The sequence below is a fragment of the Frankia sp. EI5c genome (assembly GCF_001636565.1).
GTDB lineage: Bacteria > Actinomycetota > Actinomycetes > Frankiales > Frankiaceae > Parafrankia.
Genome location: NZ_LRTK01000036.1, coordinates 1 through 15,634 on the forward strand (window position 1 = coordinate 1; position 15,634 = coordinate 15,634).

At 67.6% G+C, this 15,634-nt stretch carries 12 protein-coding genes and 8 pseudogenes; 8 read left to right on the forward strand and 12 right to left on the reverse strand.

What is annotated here, in order from left to right; genetic code table 11:
- Positions 1-583 precede the first annotated feature (583 nt).
- A pseudogene (locus tag UG55_RS38380) lies at positions 584-723 on the forward strand (serine/threonine protein kinase); the annotation flags it as partial.
- Position 724: 1 nt separating this feature from the next.
- Positions 725-1,957, forward strand: a complete 1,233-nt coding sequence (locus tag UG55_RS17625; protein ID WP_242424685.1) for a serine/threonine-protein kinase — start codon at positions 725-727, stop codon at positions 1,955-1,957.
- 228 nt (positions 1,958-2,185) lie between these two features.
- On the opposite strand, the gene UG55_RS17630 is transcribed toward UG55_RS17625, so the two are convergent.
- The gene (locus UG55_RS17630; protein ID WP_066070239.1) at positions 2,186-2,479 is read right to left on the reverse strand and encodes a ribbon-helix-helix protein, CopG family; all 294 of its coding nucleotides are present in this window, start codon (positions 2,477-2,479) and stop codon (positions 2,186-2,188) included.
- Positions 2,480-3,775: 1,296 nt separating this feature from the next.
- On the opposite strand from UG55_RS17630, the pseudogene UG55_RS38385 reads away from it, so the two are divergent.
- Together UG55_RS38385 and UG55_RS38390 are read left to right on the forward strand one after the other, a co-directional pair.
- Positions 3,776-4,305 (forward strand): annotated as a pseudogene (locus UG55_RS38385) (transposase); the annotation flags it as partial.
- A gap of 1 nt (position 4,306) precedes the next feature.
- Positions 4,307-4,599: pseudogene (locus UG55_RS38390) on the forward strand (IS701 family transposase); the annotation flags it as partial.
- 29 nt (positions 4,600-4,628) lie between these two features.
- Here UG55_RS38390 and UG55_RS47475 read toward each other — a convergent pair.
- The 3 genes and pseudogenes from UG55_RS47475 to UG55_RS30110 form a co-directional block, all read right to left on the reverse strand.
- A complete protein-coding gene (locus tag UG55_RS47475) occupies positions 4,629-5,072 on the reverse strand; it encodes a DUF3592 domain-containing protein (RefSeq protein ID WP_396230941.1) in 444 nt (147 codons plus the stop codon).
- A gap of 112 nt (positions 5,073-5,184) precedes the next feature.
- Complete coding sequence (locus tag UG55_RS17645) at positions 5,185-5,691, reverse strand: flavoprotein (protein ID WP_242424686.1); 507 nt, start codon at positions 5,689-5,691, stop codon at positions 5,185-5,187.
- A gap of 29 nt (positions 5,692-5,720) precedes the next feature.
- Positions 5,721-5,930, reverse strand: a pseudogene (locus tag UG55_RS30110) (hypothetical protein); the annotation flags it as partial.
- 1,655 nt (positions 5,931-7,585) lie between these two features.
- Here UG55_RS30110 and UG55_RS17660 point away from each other — a divergent pair.
- Positions 7,586-7,957, forward strand: a complete 372-nt coding sequence (locus UG55_RS17660) for a hypothetical protein (RefSeq protein ID WP_066070256.1) — start codon at positions 7,586-7,588, stop codon at positions 7,955-7,957.
- Between the two features lie 419 nt (positions 7,958-8,376).
- On the opposite strand, the gene UG55_RS17665 is transcribed toward UG55_RS17660, so the two are convergent.
- From UG55_RS17665 to UG55_RS47485, 4 genes and pseudogenes are all read right to left on the reverse strand, one after another.
- Positions 8,377-8,952, reverse strand: a complete 576-nt coding sequence (locus tag UG55_RS17665; RefSeq protein ID WP_066070259.1) for an HhH-GPD-type base excision DNA repair protein — start codon at positions 8,950-8,952, stop codon at positions 8,377-8,379.
- Positions 8,953-9,528: 576 nt separating this feature from the next.
- A partial coding sequence (locus tag UG55_RS38400) for a dihydrofolate reductase family protein (protein WP_242424687.1) occupies positions 9,529-9,893 on the reverse strand: 365 nt, incomplete at its 5' end.
- A gap of 1 nt (position 9,894) precedes the next feature.
- Positions 9,895-10,043, reverse strand: a pseudogene (locus UG55_RS47480) (deaminase); the annotation flags it as partial.
- A 1-nt stretch (position 10,044) separates the two neighbouring features.
- Positions 10,045-10,173: pseudogene (locus UG55_RS47485) on the reverse strand (deaminase); the annotation flags it as partial.
- 223 nt (positions 10,174-10,396) lie between these two features.
- Here UG55_RS47485 and UG55_RS17675 point away from each other — a divergent pair.
- Positions 10,397-10,765 (forward strand): YciI family protein, encoded by a 369-nt coding sequence (locus UG55_RS17675; RefSeq protein ID WP_066070265.1) that lies wholly within the window; start codon positions 10,397-10,399, stop codon positions 10,763-10,765.
- Positions 10,762-12,003, forward strand: coding sequence for an RNA polymerase sigma factor (locus UG55_RS17680; protein ID WP_066070268.1), 1,242 nt, complete (start codon positions 10,762-10,764; stop codon positions 12,001-12,003). Before UG55_RS17675 ends, UG55_RS17680 begins: the two co-directional genes overlap by 4 nt.
- Before the next feature lie 256 nt (positions 12,004-12,259).
- On the opposite strand, the gene UG55_RS17685 is transcribed toward UG55_RS17680, so the two are convergent.
- On the reverse strand, positions 12,260-12,649 hold the full coding sequence (locus UG55_RS17685; protein ID WP_128423055.1) for a helix-turn-helix domain-containing protein: 390 nt from the start codon (positions 12,647-12,649) through the stop codon (positions 12,260-12,262).
- Positions 12,650-12,741: 92 nt separating this feature from the next.
- On the opposite strand from UG55_RS17685, the gene UG55_RS17690 reads away from it, so the two are divergent.
- Positions 12,742-13,401: an NADPH-dependent F420 reductase gene (locus UG55_RS17690; RefSeq protein WP_066070274.1), complete on the forward strand. Its 660-nt coding sequence runs from the start codon at positions 12,742-12,744 to the stop codon at positions 13,399-13,401.
- A gap of 7 nt (positions 13,402-13,408) precedes the next feature.
- Here the strand turns inward: UG55_RS17690 and UG55_RS17695 are convergent, their stop codons facing one another.
- From UG55_RS17695 to UG55_RS45490, 3 genes and pseudogenes are all read right to left on the reverse strand, one after another.
- Positions 13,409-13,594 (reverse strand): hypothetical protein, encoded by a 186-nt coding sequence (locus UG55_RS17695; protein ID WP_066070277.1) that lies wholly within the window; start codon positions 13,592-13,594, stop codon positions 13,409-13,411.
- Between the two features lie 272 nt (positions 13,595-13,866).
- Positions 13,867-14,766: pseudogene (locus UG55_RS17700) on the reverse strand (ATP-binding protein); the annotation flags it as partial.
- Position 14,767: 1 nt separating this feature from the next.
- Positions 14,768-15,069 (reverse strand): annotated as a pseudogene (locus UG55_RS45490) (AAA family ATPase); the annotation flags it as partial.
- Positions 15,070-15,634 lie beyond the last annotated feature (565 nt).

A 15,634-nucleotide genomic window follows, 5' to 3' on the forward strand; every position in this document is an offset into this window, starting at 1 on the left:
GACGACGTAGCCGGTGGCACCGGGAGCGGCATTCCAGCACAGGCCCACCTGCGCATCGCCCGCAGTGGCGGCGAGACCAGTGGCTGGCGGTGGGATGAACCCNCGCCCGGTGAGGGTCGGCAGGACCTCGTCAGCCTTCCGCGAGTCCACCGGGTTCGGGGGCGGGGTGGACGCAGGGGCCGCAGTCGCGCCTGGCGTGTCGGGGGGCCTCTCGGTCGGCGTGAATTCGGAGGTGCTTTCGACTTCGGGAGCGATCATCACGCCGGGGGCTGACCTGTGATCACTGTCGCTCGTGTTCCACCAGGTCATCGCCGGAACGGCGATCGCCGCAGCCAGAAGAATCGGCCAGGGCCGAAAGGCCCTCCCCGTGCCACCAAACAAGATCAGCGTAGCCCGTCTCACCCGGACCATCGCCAGCCGGACCAGTCGTCGGCATAAGCTCTGATCCGCTGACGACNGTGCGCGTTTCACTCCGCGATGTTACTGGTGTGCTTTCGCGAGCGCACGCCTTCACCGTCCTGATCCGTGATACAAAGGGCGAGCGTGTTCGCCGGGAGATGGCCGTGTCTTTTGAGGTGATGACGTGAGCGGAAGCGAGGAGTCCGGACGTGTCATCGCCGGCCGCTATCGACTTCTGGACAGAATCGGCGCCGGCGCCTATGGGACCGTCTGGCGCGCGATCGATGATCTCCTCGACGTGAGCGTCGCGGTCAAGGAGGTGCGNATCCCGGCGGGAGAGAGCGAACAGGCGTCCGCCGACCTGATTACGCGAGTGGAACGCGAGGCCAGGGCCGTCGCGAAGTTGCGCGAGCATCCGAGCGTGATCACCATCCTCGACGTGGTCCGCGACGGTGATCTGCCGTGGATCGTCATGGAGTGGGTACCCTCCACATCGCTGGCGCAGGTCCTCCGCGAACGAGGCCCGCTCGGTCGGGAGGAGACCGCCCGGATCGGGCTGGCCGTCCTCGACGCACTTGTCGCCGCGCACGCCGCGGGTATCGTCCATCGCGATGTGAAGCCGGCGAACATCCTGATCGGCGATGACAACCGCATCGTCCTGGTGGACTTCGGCGTCGCTGTACTCGAATCCGAGCCGACGATCACCAACGGTCCCATCGGCACGCTTGCGTACATGGCGCCGGAACAGTTCCACGGAGTGCGGGCCGCGCCCGCCAGCGACGTCTTCTCCCTGGGCGTGACGCTGTACTACGCTCTCACCGGCGTGGCGCCCTTCACCCGGGTAACGGACGCCGCGACGGTTGCCGCGGTGCTCCAGGAGCATCCGCCGCCACCGGCCCGGGCTGACCAGGTCACCAGCACGATTCTGGCGATGCTCGACAAGGACCCGCTGACCCGCATCACCGCGTCCGCGGCGCGCAGCAGACTGGCCGAAGCGACGGACCGCTCGCGCGTCCGCGTCGGCGCCCCGGGTGCCGTCGACCGTGGCGACGAATCCACCAGCCCGATCAGCGCGGCGGAACTGGCGCGGTATGGCGAGTCGCGGTCGGGGCGAGCCGCCGGCCTCCTCCTCATCCTGGTTTCCATCGGTGCCTCTGTGGCTCCCTGGACGGCGGAGGTCTTCACCGACCTCCCCGACTGGCTGCGGGTTGCCGCGCTGTTCTGGTCAGTCCTTCTCGGATGCTGGGCCGTTGCCTTCACATACCTCTTCAGCCGGCCCGACTTTCTGTCGATCGGGCCGGCCGGAATCAGTTACCGATGCGTCGGCGAGGACTTCACTCTGGTCTGGGAGCAGATTCGATCGGCCCGCGTCGTCGACGACCACCTGGAGATCGAGCTGGCGGACGGTACGCAGGCGACGAGGTACCAGCCGCGACGCACACCACCGATGCCCGCGGCCGGATCCGGCCTGGTGTTCTGCCGGCTGACAGATCTGCGCGGGGCGTCCGCCGCGGGTATCGAGAGCGCGATCCGATCCGCGTTCGGCGCGCGAGGCTGAGCCGTCGCGCCCGGAGCGGGCCGATCACGCGATCCTGACTCGGGCGACCAGCCGACTCAGGCGGATCCTGCCTTGGCGGCGGCTTTCATCCGCTTCGTGCCACGGCGTAGTCCTCCGACCTGCACCTATATGGTCGGCAGGCCGCCTGACCTGCGGTTCTCGCTTTCAGTCGTTGCCATTGCTGTGGGTCATTTTCCGGCGCTCTGCGGACTGTTTGCGGACCGCAGATCATGCAGATTCGCGGAGGACCCTGCGCACGATCTCTTCGACCTGCTCCACACTCACAACAGGAGCATCGGGACTCTGGACAGCCCGAGCAAGGATGCGCCGGACCAACACCGAGGTCGGCAGATGCTCGGCCGCCGCACGGGCCTTGAGAGCCTCTGCCAACGAGGCGGGAACCCTCACAGACACGACAGCCTGCTCTGCTTCGACGGCCTCCGCCTCGGCGGCCTCGGACTCCTCGGCCGCGTACTCGGCTCGGATCGCGTCACGCCGGGCACGCCTGGACGAATCAGTCAACGCTGCTCTCCCCCTCCAGGTAGTCCCGAAGATCGCTTCCACGGGTCTTCCACGCGGTGATCCCAGCCTCGTCGGTTGTATCGACGATCACAGGCAGCACGAACCCTGCACTACGCGAGTATCCGATCAGGCGAGCCGNGCCCATCCTGCTCCGCGGATCCGGGTCACGAACGATCCTCCGCGGATCCTTCACCGCCTCCAAGGTCCACTCAGGCTCAATGTCGGTCGCACCNGGATAACGATCAGACCGGCGCCCGATGTACTCCGCGTCCTCCTGGTCCCACCATAGGCCATCCACCACAACTTACAGTGTCACACATCTACTCACACACCCGAACGAGCGCGAGACAGCGACCACAGTGAGTGAACACGACGCCCGGGGCAGACACGACCGCCCTGGATGTCCAGCAGACCCCGTGCGGACGGAACGTGCAGGTCGCCTAACAAGCCAGCAGGTCAGGAGGCTGCAGCCTTCGCCGACGCCTTCATCTGCTTCGCGCCACGGCGTAGTCCCCCGACCTGCACCTATCCGGTCAACAGGCCGTCTGACCTGTCTCAACCTGACGTGCGCTCGGAGGGACTCGAACCCCCAACCTTTGATCCGTAGCCCTCGGCGCACCGTCCACGAACGTCCACCGACGTCCATCGGTGCAGGTCGGGGCCTCGGTAATGTCCACTGGCGTCCAGGAGCGTCTGTCCCCGTTGCAGTACAACTGCAGTACGCCGCCACAGAGGCGATGGTTACAGCGTGTTGGCTTACCCGATGGACCCGAAGATCACGATCGTCCCTCTGCGTCCGCTGGTCTCGACGGCCAGCAGCGGGCGTCGGAGGTGTCTCGCCCCGCTGATGGGGGTGTAGATCACTTTGATCCCAGATGCTAGCCTCGGCCCGCACCNGGCTATTCGGGGGAGGCGTTCGTGCACGGCATTGCGACCATTGACAGACAGCCTGGCAGCGACACCATCGCCGTGTGGATCACTAACAGAGTTGAGCCGCTGCGTGTGCGGAACGTTAACGCAGTGGTGATCGACGAGGTCAATGACCCCGGGGCGCTTGNGAAGGTCCGGTTGTTGACGCGCTGCTGCGTGGTCCTGGCCACGGACGGTTCGCTGGTGGACGGCCTGCCGATCGAGGGCGAGCCGCTCACCATCGCGGACTTCGATGCATTGGGCGAGGTCTTCACCACCGCTCTGGCAGGATGATCCTGTCNGCGTTGCGACGATCGCTCGAATCCGCCCTGGAACCCAAGGCCCCACAGGGGGTCAGTTTTCAGGAAGCTGCGACACCGTGACGCCCATCCCGACCTGCGTTGGGTCGCCGGCGACGAGGTCTACGGCGGATCCGCCACCTTGCGCACCTGGCTGGAAGATCACCGCATCGGGTATGTCCTCGCGGTCGCCCGCGACACCCACGTCAGCACCTCCGTGGGCCGGCGACGTGTCGACGCACTGACCGCGCTCGTACCCGCATCCGCCTGGGAGACGTATTCCTGCGCGGACGGCTCGAAAGGCCCCCGGCTGTACGACTACGCACTTATCGAGACCACCGACCAGCGCGGACCGGACGACCAGCCGCTACGCGTGCTGGTACGCCGTGGCCGTGACGAGAAAGCCGAACTCGCGTTCTTCCTCACCTACAGCCCGCGGCCCGTTCCGCTCGCCCTGCTGGTCACGGTCGCCGGCCGCCGATGGGGCGTCGAGGAATGCTTCCAGGCCGGTAAAACGAAGTCGGTCTCGACCACTACCAGGTCCGTCTCCACCGGGCCTGGTACCGACACATCACCCTGGCGATGCTCGCGCAGGCCTGGCTCGCGGTCAACGCCGCCNACAACCGGCAGAAATATCCGCCGCACCTCGGCCAGGGAAGAACAGCAGTCGGATACCAACGCTCCAGGAAGGGAATTACAATCAGCCCTCCAGCGGCACCGGAGCGGCACACCATGATCCCGTTGAGTCTCAACGAGATCCGCCACGTCTTCGGACTCCTCGGCCAGACCAAGATCCCGGAAGCGGTCGTCCGCTGGTGGTCGGACTACCGCCGACGCCACCAGGCAGCCGCACGCTACTACCACTACAACCGACGCATCCGCGGACTCCAACCATCCACCATGCCAAGCTGAGACCACCCACGACCACTGTTGCTGCAGTACTAGGCGCCTCGTAGGTGACTTTGGCTCGAATTTCGTTTACGGTCGCGCAGGTGGAGGGCGACCCCGACCGTGGCCATCGCAAGGCCGAATGCGCCGAATACAGCTGGCCAAACATAGTACAGGCTACGCTCTTCCTGCATAGTTGACGGATGTCGAGAGTCGTAGACGATGCGGATGGAATCTCCGACCTCTTTGTCGCCGCCGTTTCGGTTGACCGTCTCCGCGACAACGATTTGTCCAGATTTGGTAGTGAACCGCACTGTGTACGGCCGCTTTGGCCCATCGGATTTCAAGATCTCGCCGGTGGCCGCAACTCCGCGCGTCGCAAAAATGTGATCTTCACGTAAAGTTCCCAGTGCGAGAACAAGTGCGATTACGGCGAAGGTTAGAAAGCCCGCGAGACGGCGTGGACTGGGCTCGAATGTTGGCCGGTCAGCGGGCATAGCCAGATGATGCCGTGTTGCTGCCCGTGAAGCACAAGATGCGACGAAGGGCGTGCGGTGCGGCGAGCACGGCGCGCGCAGGCGGTCGCGCGGCCCGTGCCGCGTCTTGATCCTAAACAGGCAGATTCGGCAACGCAGCAAGGACCGGTTGCCAGGTGGGGGCGTCGGTACCCGATGGCGCTGGCTGGATGGCGTTGGTGGGTAGGACGGTGACACCGCAGTCGGCAAGCGCCCGGATGCTGCGCTCGAAGGCCGGGTGTGCAGTGAGGGTGGCCTTCGCGTAGGGAGCGGCGACGACCGGTAGGCGGAGGCCGATCGACTCGTTGAGGACGCCCAGGGCAGCGTTGTCGTTGATGCCGGCGGCCCACTTGTTGAGGGTATTGAACGTGGCAGGCGCGACCACGATGGCATCGGCCGGTGCGGTCCTTGGCTCGTCCGGTTCGCGCGGCCGGATGAGAAGCGGATGGTCGCTGACCTCGGCCAGAGCAGGGATGTCCAACCACTCGGTGGCGGTAGGCGTGAGGACGATCCGTACCGACCATCCCAGTCCTTGGGCCTGGCGGACGAACTCGTCGATCCGGCGGGCCGGCGGTGCCGCGCACACCACGGTGTAGAGCACCGGACGCTTAGACGCGATGGGGCCGGGCATCAGGCGGCGATGTCGGCCCGGCCGGCGATGCCGCGTAGAACCGGGTACGTCGATCCACGTGCTCGGCGGAACATCGTGGCTATGACGTCTCGGGCCTGGCCGTTTACCCGCAGGATCTGTGGAGCGATGCGCTCGATCTCCTGGATGTGCACGGTGGCGGTGGCGTCGTTGCGGAGCCGGGCGTGGGCGTCGGCGATGTCGACGTGTACNTGTGCGCGGCGGCCAACGAGTGACGGTGGCAATNCTGCGGTGTCGATCCGGTTTCCGATCTCGACGGCGTCGGTCGGCTGGTCGAACTCGATGGATACCGCCAGGGTGTGGAGGGCAACGTTCGTCGGGCCGAAGGCGGACCACAGTCTGTTGTCGTTGCGGCCGAGACGGCCGGCGTCAGTGGCTGCGCTCGCCAGCATTCGCTGGGCTTCGGCGTGGTCTCCTGCGCGTGAGGCGGTCATGGCGGATAGGAGGTAGAGGGCGCCTCGGGCAGAGAGGGTGTCCGGCCCGGCGTCACCGGTACGTGTGAGGGTCTCGGATGCTCGCAGGCTGATGCGGTAGGCGTCGTCCCACCGTTCGGTCTCGTGGAAGACGCAGGCGACCTGCCGATGTGCCGTGGCGGCGAGTGCTGGCATATCGGCTGCCAGAGCGGACTGTGCCGCGCGGTCCGCGCAGACCCACGCGAGATCCTGGTCGTTGAGCTTCGTCGCAAGCTTCGCCGCCGCCAGGTAAGCGATCGACCGGATGCCGTGCACCTCCTCGGCCCTGGCGAATGCGGGAACGTCTGCGGTCAAGGCGTCGAGATCGGTCACGATGTCCGGGAGCAGAGCGGCTGCGGCGTCGTAGTCGGCTGCCTGATAGCGGCGGTGTGCGTCCTTGGCCGCGCTTTCCAGAGCTGCGAGACCGGCTGGGGCCGGCTCGTGTGCGTGCGCCCAACCTGCCGGCGCGGTGACCACTGCCCGCAACGAATCAAGCACTGTCCACCGTGCCACGGCAGCCGGCCGACTCACATGCCGGGGTGCTGGGGAGGCAGGAAGTGCCGTTGCGACGCTGGCGACCGCAGCGGCGCGGAGGAACTGTTGGCGGTCGACCTCCGCTCCTCCGTTGGTGCTCTGCGCGGATCGGTGAAAGCCCAGGTCTCGGTCTGTCTCCGCTCGCAGGATGGCGCGTAGTGCCTCGCGGTAGCGGTGCTGCGGCCAGCGGATCACGCCGCGTTCCAGCTTGCCGATGTAGTTGGCGTCGATCTCGGTGATCGTCTGGTCCTGCTCGTAGATCCACCGGTTGACGCGTTCGGCAAGCTCCTGGCGGGACAACGGCTCACCTGGGGTGAGCGTCGACGGATGGCGCAGGCGTGCGGCGCGCACCTGGTCGTTGGGTGACGTCGCGGCCCGTCTCACAGCGTGATCGTACAAGTGCGGACACGGCTCGGCAGCCCGGATGACGGCTCCGCCCTGTGGACTGCTGATCCCCCCAGAGGTATCCCACGGGTATCCCGCGTGCTCGGCGTCCCGGGCCGTGAGGTGGCCGCGGTGCACTGGTGATCGCGGTTCTCACCGGGCTGACAGCGGTCCCCGGTGCGGCGCCGCATCCCGCCGGTTCCGGGCGGTGCCCACCCCCACGGGCCACACACGAGCCGCCNGGAACCGGTCCCCTGCCCTTCCGGAGGTGACCACGTGGACGTGGAGCAAACGGTGTTCGGCCTGGTCCGGTTCGACGGCGACAGCCAACGTGTGCGGGAGATCGTCGTGGCGTTCGAGAGCGCGGCGGCGGCTGACCGTTTCGCCCGTGAGGTCGGCTGGTCGGAGTACAGCGTGGGGCCGGTCTGCTTCCCCGCGATGATGCGGGTCTTCGGTTCCCGCGCGGCGGTGGCGTGATGCCCCATCGCGGGGCGGAGACGGTGGCGGCCACGTACCGCTCCTACGTGCTCGGCCTGCTCGACCAGGACATGGCCTTCGACGACCACGCGGCCGGCGATCCCCCGCTGCTCCTCGCCGACTACCGGCGGGCTCTGGTCGCCGTGCTCGCACTCGACCCGTCCCCGCTGCTGCTCGTCGAGGGAACGGTCACGTCGATGGAGGCGGCGGCGTTCATCGCGGGCCAGCGGGCCGGCCTGGACGCAGCCGCGATCGCCATCGGGGAGGCATGGCGCCCGCCCCTGCTCGACCACGACCCGCCACGGCTCTCCCTGCCCCACCCGGCGGGCATGGGGGAAGTCCGGCCGGTGCGTGAAAGCCATACGCAGTAGAGATGGCCAGGCGGCTTGGCCATCCAAGTCGCAATACATTGCAGGCGCGACCGGCGCCGGCGACCTTCCGCGCCGATCGGGAAGTCGTCCGGGAGCAGGCGGAAGCGGAGAACGACCCCGCCGGCGTGGCTGAGCTCAACGAACTGATCGGCCAGGTGGCCGCGGAACTGTCCGTACTCGGCGTACGCGGCGGGGCCGCATCGGAGGAGAGGGAACGTCTGCGGCGGGTGCGGTCCACGAAGCGGCGGCAGGATGTGCCGGATCTGCCCCGGCTGCCGGTCATCGGCGCGGTCGGGCGGACGTTCACCGCACCGGACGGCCGGCGTCCAGGCGGGCACGCACGACCTGCGGACTTCTACGCCTCGGCGCTGATCTCCGGCGGGGCGAGCGTGAAGCCCTCTGGGACGCGAAACCGCCGGTCAGCCCGCCGAAGCCTTGGCCGCGGCCTTCATCTGCTTCTTGAACTCGCGGACCTCAAGCAGGGTGTCCGGACCAGTGATGTCGGCGACCGATCTGCGGCTGCCCTCCTCACCGTAGGGAGCAGTCGCCTCGCGCCAGCCGGGCGGAGTCACGCCTAGCTGCTTGCCAAGCAACGCCACGAAGATCTTCGCCTTCTGCGCGCCGAAGCCAGGCAGCGCCCCGATCCGCTTCAGCAGTTCCCCGCCATCAGCGGCGGTGCCCCATACCTGCGTCGGGTCACCGTCGTACCTGTCGACCAGCACCTGACACATCGCCTGGACCCGCTTGGCCATCGAACCCGGAAACCGGTGCAGCGCCGGCGGCTGCGCGAAGATCGCGCTCAGCGCCTCCGGGTCGAAGGTCGCCAGCTCCTCGACGTCGAGCGGACGGCCGAGGCGTCGGGTCAGCTCGTAGGGCGCCGCGAACGCCCGCTCCAGCGGGAACTGCTGGTCTAGGACCATCCCGATCAGCAGCGCCAACGGATCGTTCGTCAGCAGTTCGTCCGCTTCGTCGATCTGGCTTAGATGCAGTCCCACGGCACAACCGTAGCCAATTTCAGCGGATCGTCCGCCACCTCGATCCGGCTCAGCCACGACTGCGTCNCCCCGCTCCCGCCANGCGGATGCCCCAGCCGGGCTCGCCGTAAGGATCCGGTGCCGTCAACCGGGGCCATCAGACGCCCAGGCGCGTGCGCCATCACGCACCGGCTTGGTATCGCACAAGTCGGACGACGGCCGAGGTCTCACCCACCAATCTGCGACAGCCCTCCCAGGACCATCGAGAAGACAAAGAATTCTCCAGCCCACTTCAGCGCCTCGGAGACCGTCCGTTCGGCCCGTATTACTCCTTTGATTCATCCAGCTGAGCCGCACTGTTGTCAGCGGCACCCCAGGGACCTTTCATGATCATATCCGGGTCTACATCTACCCGTAGCCCGATAGCGACCGCGCTCACACCTTCATCGGCACCGATATACAACTCCCGGCCGGTCGAGATCGGGGAGGTCCGGGAATGCCGTCAACCTGCTACTGCACGTCCGAACTCCAGTCGGATGGCTGATCCGTCCGCGTCCGAAATGTCCAAAAATGATGATTCTCGCCGTGAAGGCGGTTCTACCGTCGCCAGAAGAAGTGGTGTACGACGCCGCTCGGGCTTGGCACGCGTTCCAGGTGGAAGCGATCGGTCAGCTCGTCCGGGCTGTCCCAGAGGCGTAGGCCATCGCCGAGTTCACACGGGGCGACGACAATGTGCATCTCGTCTATCAGGTCCGCGTCGAGGAACTGGCGAATCGTCGTGACACCACCGCCGATGCGCACGTCCCGGCCACCAGCGGCGGCCTTCGCCTGCCCCAGTGCTTCGTACGGCGTCGCGTCGACGAAATGGAACGTCGTGTCGCTCAGCGTGAACGACGGCCGAGCGTGATGTGTCAGCACGAAGACCGGCGTGCGGAAGGGAGGCTCGTCTCCCCACCAGCCCCNCCACTCGTGGTCGAGCCACGGGCCTCGGAGCGGGCCGAACTTGTTGCGCCCCATGATCTCAGCGCCGATGTCGCGGGTGAAATCACGGGTGATGTAGTCGTCGAGCCCGCGGGTACCGCCGGGATCGGTGCGGTTGACCCAGCTGGCGGNGGGACCGACCCAGGCAAACAGCTGGCCAGGGTCTGCCAGGCCGAACGGCCGTTCGAAGCTCTGCCCCTCGCTCGCCCCGATCCCATCCTGGCTGATGTTGAAGCACTGGACCCGGACCCGCTGTGTCATGACCTACCTCCTGAGTGTGCCTGTGTGCCTGTGTGGCTGCCGCGCCTGTCGCGGCCCCTCGCGAGGTGGTCGTCGCCGACGTGCCCCACGCGACAACGATGGCGAAGATTTCCGCGCTGCCGCGAAAATTCTTGGCTGCGTAGTGTCGCGGGAACGCGGTCGGCGACGACCACCTGGTGTAGCCGCCACGCAGGTTGGCCGCCTACCAAGGAGGACAGACACCGTGAAGTATCTGATCATCATGCAGATCGACCCGGCTGTGCTGGAGCAGCTGACCGAGGAGCAGCAGCAGCGAATTCAGGAGGGCCACGGCGCGTTCATCGCCGCCACCAAGGAGCGCGGTGAGTTCATCGCGACTCAGGCCCTCGCCGACCCGAGCCAGTCGAAGGTCATCCGCGGCTCCGGCGGTCGGCCCGAGGTGACCGACGGGCCGTTCGTCGAGAGCAAGGAGTTCATGGGCGGCTTCTATCTGGTGGACGTCGAGGACGAAGCCCGGGCGGTGGAGCTTGCCCAGCAGATCCCCGATGCCAGCATCCCTGGCCTCGCCCTCGAGCTTCGGCCGGTGATGTTCGCCGATCTGGGCGAGGGATGATCCCAGCTGAGCCCCGTGGCCAGGACCAGTGGCGCGAGCTCGCGCGGCAGGCCCTGGCCCGGTTGCTGCGCGGCTACGGCAGCGCCCAGTTCGACCTGTGCGAGGACGCCGTCCAGGAAGCCCTCCTACAGGCGTATCAGCAGTGGCCGACGCGGTATCCCGATGATCCGCTGGGCTGGCTGATCGCGACCGCTCGCCGCCGGTATGCCGACCGCGCCCGCGGTGACTCCCGGCGCCGCGACCGGGAGACCCGTGCTGCTTTGTTGGGACCCCGGGTGGCGCCGGAAACCGTCTATCAGGACGACTCGCTGTTGGTGCTGCAACTGTGTTGCCATCCCGACCTGCCGCGCTCAGGGCAGGTCCCCCTGACCCTGCGAGCGGTCGCCGGGCTGACCACCGCCCAGATCGCCAACGTCTACCAGGTCCCCGAACGCACCATCGCTCAACGGATCACCCGGGCCAAACGTCGCCTGGGCGAGCTCAGCCGGCCGCTGCCCCCGCCCCGACACGCGGGCGAGCGCGTCACCGCCGTACTCGACGTCCTCTACGTGATGTTCGCTGAGGCGCACCACACGACCGTCGGCGCACCTCCCCGCGACGCCGATCTCGCCGTCGAAGCGATCCACCTGACGCGGCTCCTTCGTCGCGGCGTCCCAGCGTCCACCGAGGTCACCGGGCTTCTCGCGCTGATGCTGCTCACCGAGGCCCGCCATCCGGCCCGCGTTGGACCGAACGGACGCCTCACGTCGCTCGACGAGCAGGACCGGACGTTGTGGGACCAGGAGCTGATCAGCGAGGGGATCCAGCTTGTCGAGCAAGCCACCCCGGGAGCCGAACCCGGCCCGTACCTGCTCCAGGCATGCATCGCGGCGCTGCACGCCGAAGCCCCCGACATCGCATCGACCGACTGGTACGAGATCCTCACGCTCTACCGGCTTCTCGAGATCGTGACCGGGCATCAGAACCCCACGATCGCCCTCAACCGCATCGTCGCCCAGTCCATGGTCGACGGCGCTGACGTCGCCCTCGCCCAGATCGACGCCCTGGAAGCCGCCCACCCTGGCCTTCCCCGTATCAACGCCGTACGCGCCCACATCCTGGAGCAGGCCGGCAGGCCGGACGATGCTGTCAAGGCCTATAGGCGAGCCATAGCCGCCACGGTCAATCTCGCGGAGCAACACCATCTCAGACACCGCATTCGCCGCATGTCCGACGCACGCGCCGCGGGCACGGAGTAACAGCACGGAGTAGCGGGAAGAGTGTTTACGACGTTACTGGCGGACACTCGCCCTCAGTCGCCAACCCGTACCCAGCGGGATGACTGATTCCGACCAGTGTCATGGCTGCCTTGCCATGTCTACACCTCGGCATGCGCACGCGCGGCGGCGAGATCACGAACCGTTCCCAATAGCATGCCTACAGGTCTGACTCAGGTGCAGTCCCACGTCGCCACCGTAGCCGACCACACCGCAGGCGGTGCCATCGCTCCGGCAGTCAGACAGTCGTAGGTCGGTGTCGTGTCTCCGCCGGGTTGTCCTGCCCGTCCAGCAGTTCGTCGCCGTGCTCGGTGATCCAGTCACCCAGCGCCCTCATCGGGCCGTCCACAAGGCTCTCCCCGAGCGCGGTCAATGCGTACTCGATCCGCGTCGGAGCCTGCGCGACGGGGCGCCGGGCCACCAGACCGTGCGAGCCGAGCCGACGCAGCGCCTCCGTGAGGACCTTGTCGCTCATGCCGCCGATCACGACCCGCAGTTCGTGGCGGCGGCGGGGGCCCGGCCGAAGGGCCGCGAGCACGACGGGATCCCAGGTGTGGGCGAACAAGTCAGTCGCTGCCCGCAGGCGACAATCCGCGACCAGATCCTCGCAGCGCCCGTTCTCGCTCATCTCACTCATCGTCGCAGCTATCGCGCGCACCGTTTGGTGCGCGACCGCTTCCTACCGTTGTCGTACAGGTGGTCAGCGCGCGAGGAGAGACAATGCGGATCGGGATTCTGGGCACGGGGACGCTGGCCGAGGCGCTGGGGCGAGGCTGGAGCCAGGCCGGGCACGAGCTGGTAATCGGCGGGCGGTCGCGGGTCAAGGCTGACGCTCTCGCCGAGCGGCTGGGCGAGACCGCGCGTGCCGCCACCCCACGAAAGGCCGTCGCCGGGTGCGACGCGGTGCTCCTCGCCGTCCTGTGGTCCGGCGTCAAGGCGATCCTTTCCGGCGCCGGCGCGGGCGAAGGCGCGCTTGCGGGCACGCCGGTCATCGACCCGACCAACGCCGTCGAGCACGGAGTCGGCGTGCTGCTCCCCGAGCAGCACGCCGCGGCTGACCGGATAGCCGCCTGCGCTCCCGGGGCACACGTTGTCAAAGCGTTCCATCTCTTCCCGGCCGAGCAGTGGACACACCGCCCCGCCGACGGCGGTCACGACGGTCCAGCGCCGACAGTGGCGATCTGTGGCGACGACGCCACGGCGCTGCGGGTCACCAGCGAGCTCATCCGAGATGTCGGCGGCATACCCGCCGTCCTCGGCCCCCTCAGCCGCGCCCGTCAGCTCGAAGAAGTCGCGGGCTTCGTCATCGGGCTCGCGTTCGCTGGCTTCGACCCCGTCTCGGCCATTCCCCACGTCCCGACGGGGACCGTCTCCGGGTAACAGCGACTCAGTCGAGGCCGTGCTTGTTGACGTGACCTTCGACGGGCCCGGAGCTGTGCGGCAGGGTCAGGCCGGCGGTCACGGCATCGAGGCATGTCCATGCCGGCCAGGAGTGCCCGAAAGGCAGGAACGTGCTGCGGGCCGACAGGTGAACGTTCTGGTAGTCGATGGAGACGGCGACTCGTGGGGTCATGACATAGCCGATCTAGAAAAAAGCCCCGCCAGTCCCGGAGGACGGCGGGGGGAAGTGGCTACCCACGCTGCGCCATCGAACTATTCATATAAGTCGCCATCTTCATGGAGCGCCACCTGGCCGGATCGCTCCCGCCTGCTGGGCGTGGCAGAACAGCCCGCGGAGGAGAGGCTGCGGATGGATCGTCGTGAGGTTCCAGCCGACGGTCACGGACCGAACAGCGCCAGTGGGACTACGACGACATCATCACGTCGACGGTAGGCGTGCTCCCNCGCGTAGATGACGAGGGCGTCGATCAGATCAGTCCCGATTCGGTCTCGTAGCCAGGTCAGGTGCCTGACGTCGGAATCCTCGACCCGGTCCGCCAGCTTGACCTCGACCGCCAATACGCGGCCGTCCGAGCGCTCGACTATCAGATCGACCTCGTGGTCGTTGTTCTGGGTGCGCAGGTGGCCTACCCGGGCCTCGGCGGCCTCGGCGTAGGTATGGATGCTGAGCGCGGCGAGGTGCTCGAACAAGGCCCCGAGGATCGTGCCCGCCGACAGGACGGTGCTGCCCTGCTCGGCCCGCAGCAGCGCGGAGTCGTCGAGTCCGAGCAGCCGTGCGGCCAGCGCGGGGTCCGCCAGGTGATGCTTGGGGGACCGGCCGAGCCGCTCGAGATGGTTTCGGCTGGGAATCCACGGCGGTACCGCGTCGAGCAGCCACAGCGACGACAGGGCGTCACGATAGGCGAGAGTGGTCTCCTTGGCCGGCTTGTTACCCAGGCCGGGAGTCGCCGCATCCAGAATTTTCGAGTAGGCCGTCGTCGTCGACGTGGCGGCGGCATAGGCAGCAAGCCAGGCGCGCAGCACCGTCGGCCGCCGGATCGGGTAGCCCTGCTCGGGGAACTCCCGTTGAACGACATTGTCCAGGTACGCGTCCAGTTCGGCTCGACGTGCTCGCGGCGGCAGGCCGCGTATGGCGGGAAAGCCCGATGCGGTGATCTCCTCGACGTAGTCCGTCAGCCGAAGCGAGGTGACACCACCGATGTCGCTGTTTCCGTCGAGGAGTGCGGACAGGCTCACGGTCGGCTCGTCGACGTCCCGCTCGGCCATGCTCAGCGGGCGCATCCGCAAAGGCACGATCCGCCCGGCGCCCGAGTGAATTACCGCCCCCCGCGGTGCGGAGCTGCCNGCGATGATGAAGTGACCAGCTGGCGAGCCGGCGTCGACCGCGCGCCGCACTTGGTCCCACACCTCGGGAAGGCGCTGCCACTCGTCGACCAGGACCGGCCCGGGCAGCCGAGTCAGGACGGTCGGATCTGCGGCCACGATCTCACGCTGGCCGGGAAGACTGAGATCGATGATGGACTCCGCGCGCCGCATCGCGGTCGCCGTCTTGCCCACCGCCTTCGGCCCGTGGATCGACAGGGCGCGAAGATGCGGCTGAAGTGCGTCCAGCGTGTCGTCGAGGACACGGCGCCGATAGTCGACCACATCTCTACTCTACCAATGGCATAGCATCTAGTCTTCCAATAGCAGACTCATGGGTCTGCCGATCCGGCCTTGCGGATGGCCCGCGGCGCAGGGCAGCGGGGTGCAACCGCGGCGCCGCGGACCACAACGCGGCGCTACGTGTCAGATGGGTGCGGACCCCCTACCTGTCCCGCCCCCACTCCTCTTTCCGATACTGGCTGGTCCAGAACCATCCCGATCAGCAGCGCCAGCGGGTCGTTCGTCAGCAGCTCGTCCGCGGCACTGGCCGTCGAACTCGCCGTCCGCCGGGGGCTGGACGCGACCGGCTAGGGCTCTGGCGGCACGTTCACCGGCTACCTCGGGATCGTCGTGGCCGCGGGGGCGGTCGCCTGGCTGAGCTGCGCGACATGCCTGGGGCGGCCCGCCACTGCCCAACTGGCCGCGCGGCTGCGCGGCCTGTCGCCGGTCTTTCGGGCGGGCAGGTCGCCGAACCGCGGCGCGATCCCGACTTAGGCCAGCACCACCGACAGCGGGCGGCACCTGCTGTCGGCCACGGTATGGATCTCTCCGGCGACCGCGGCATGGA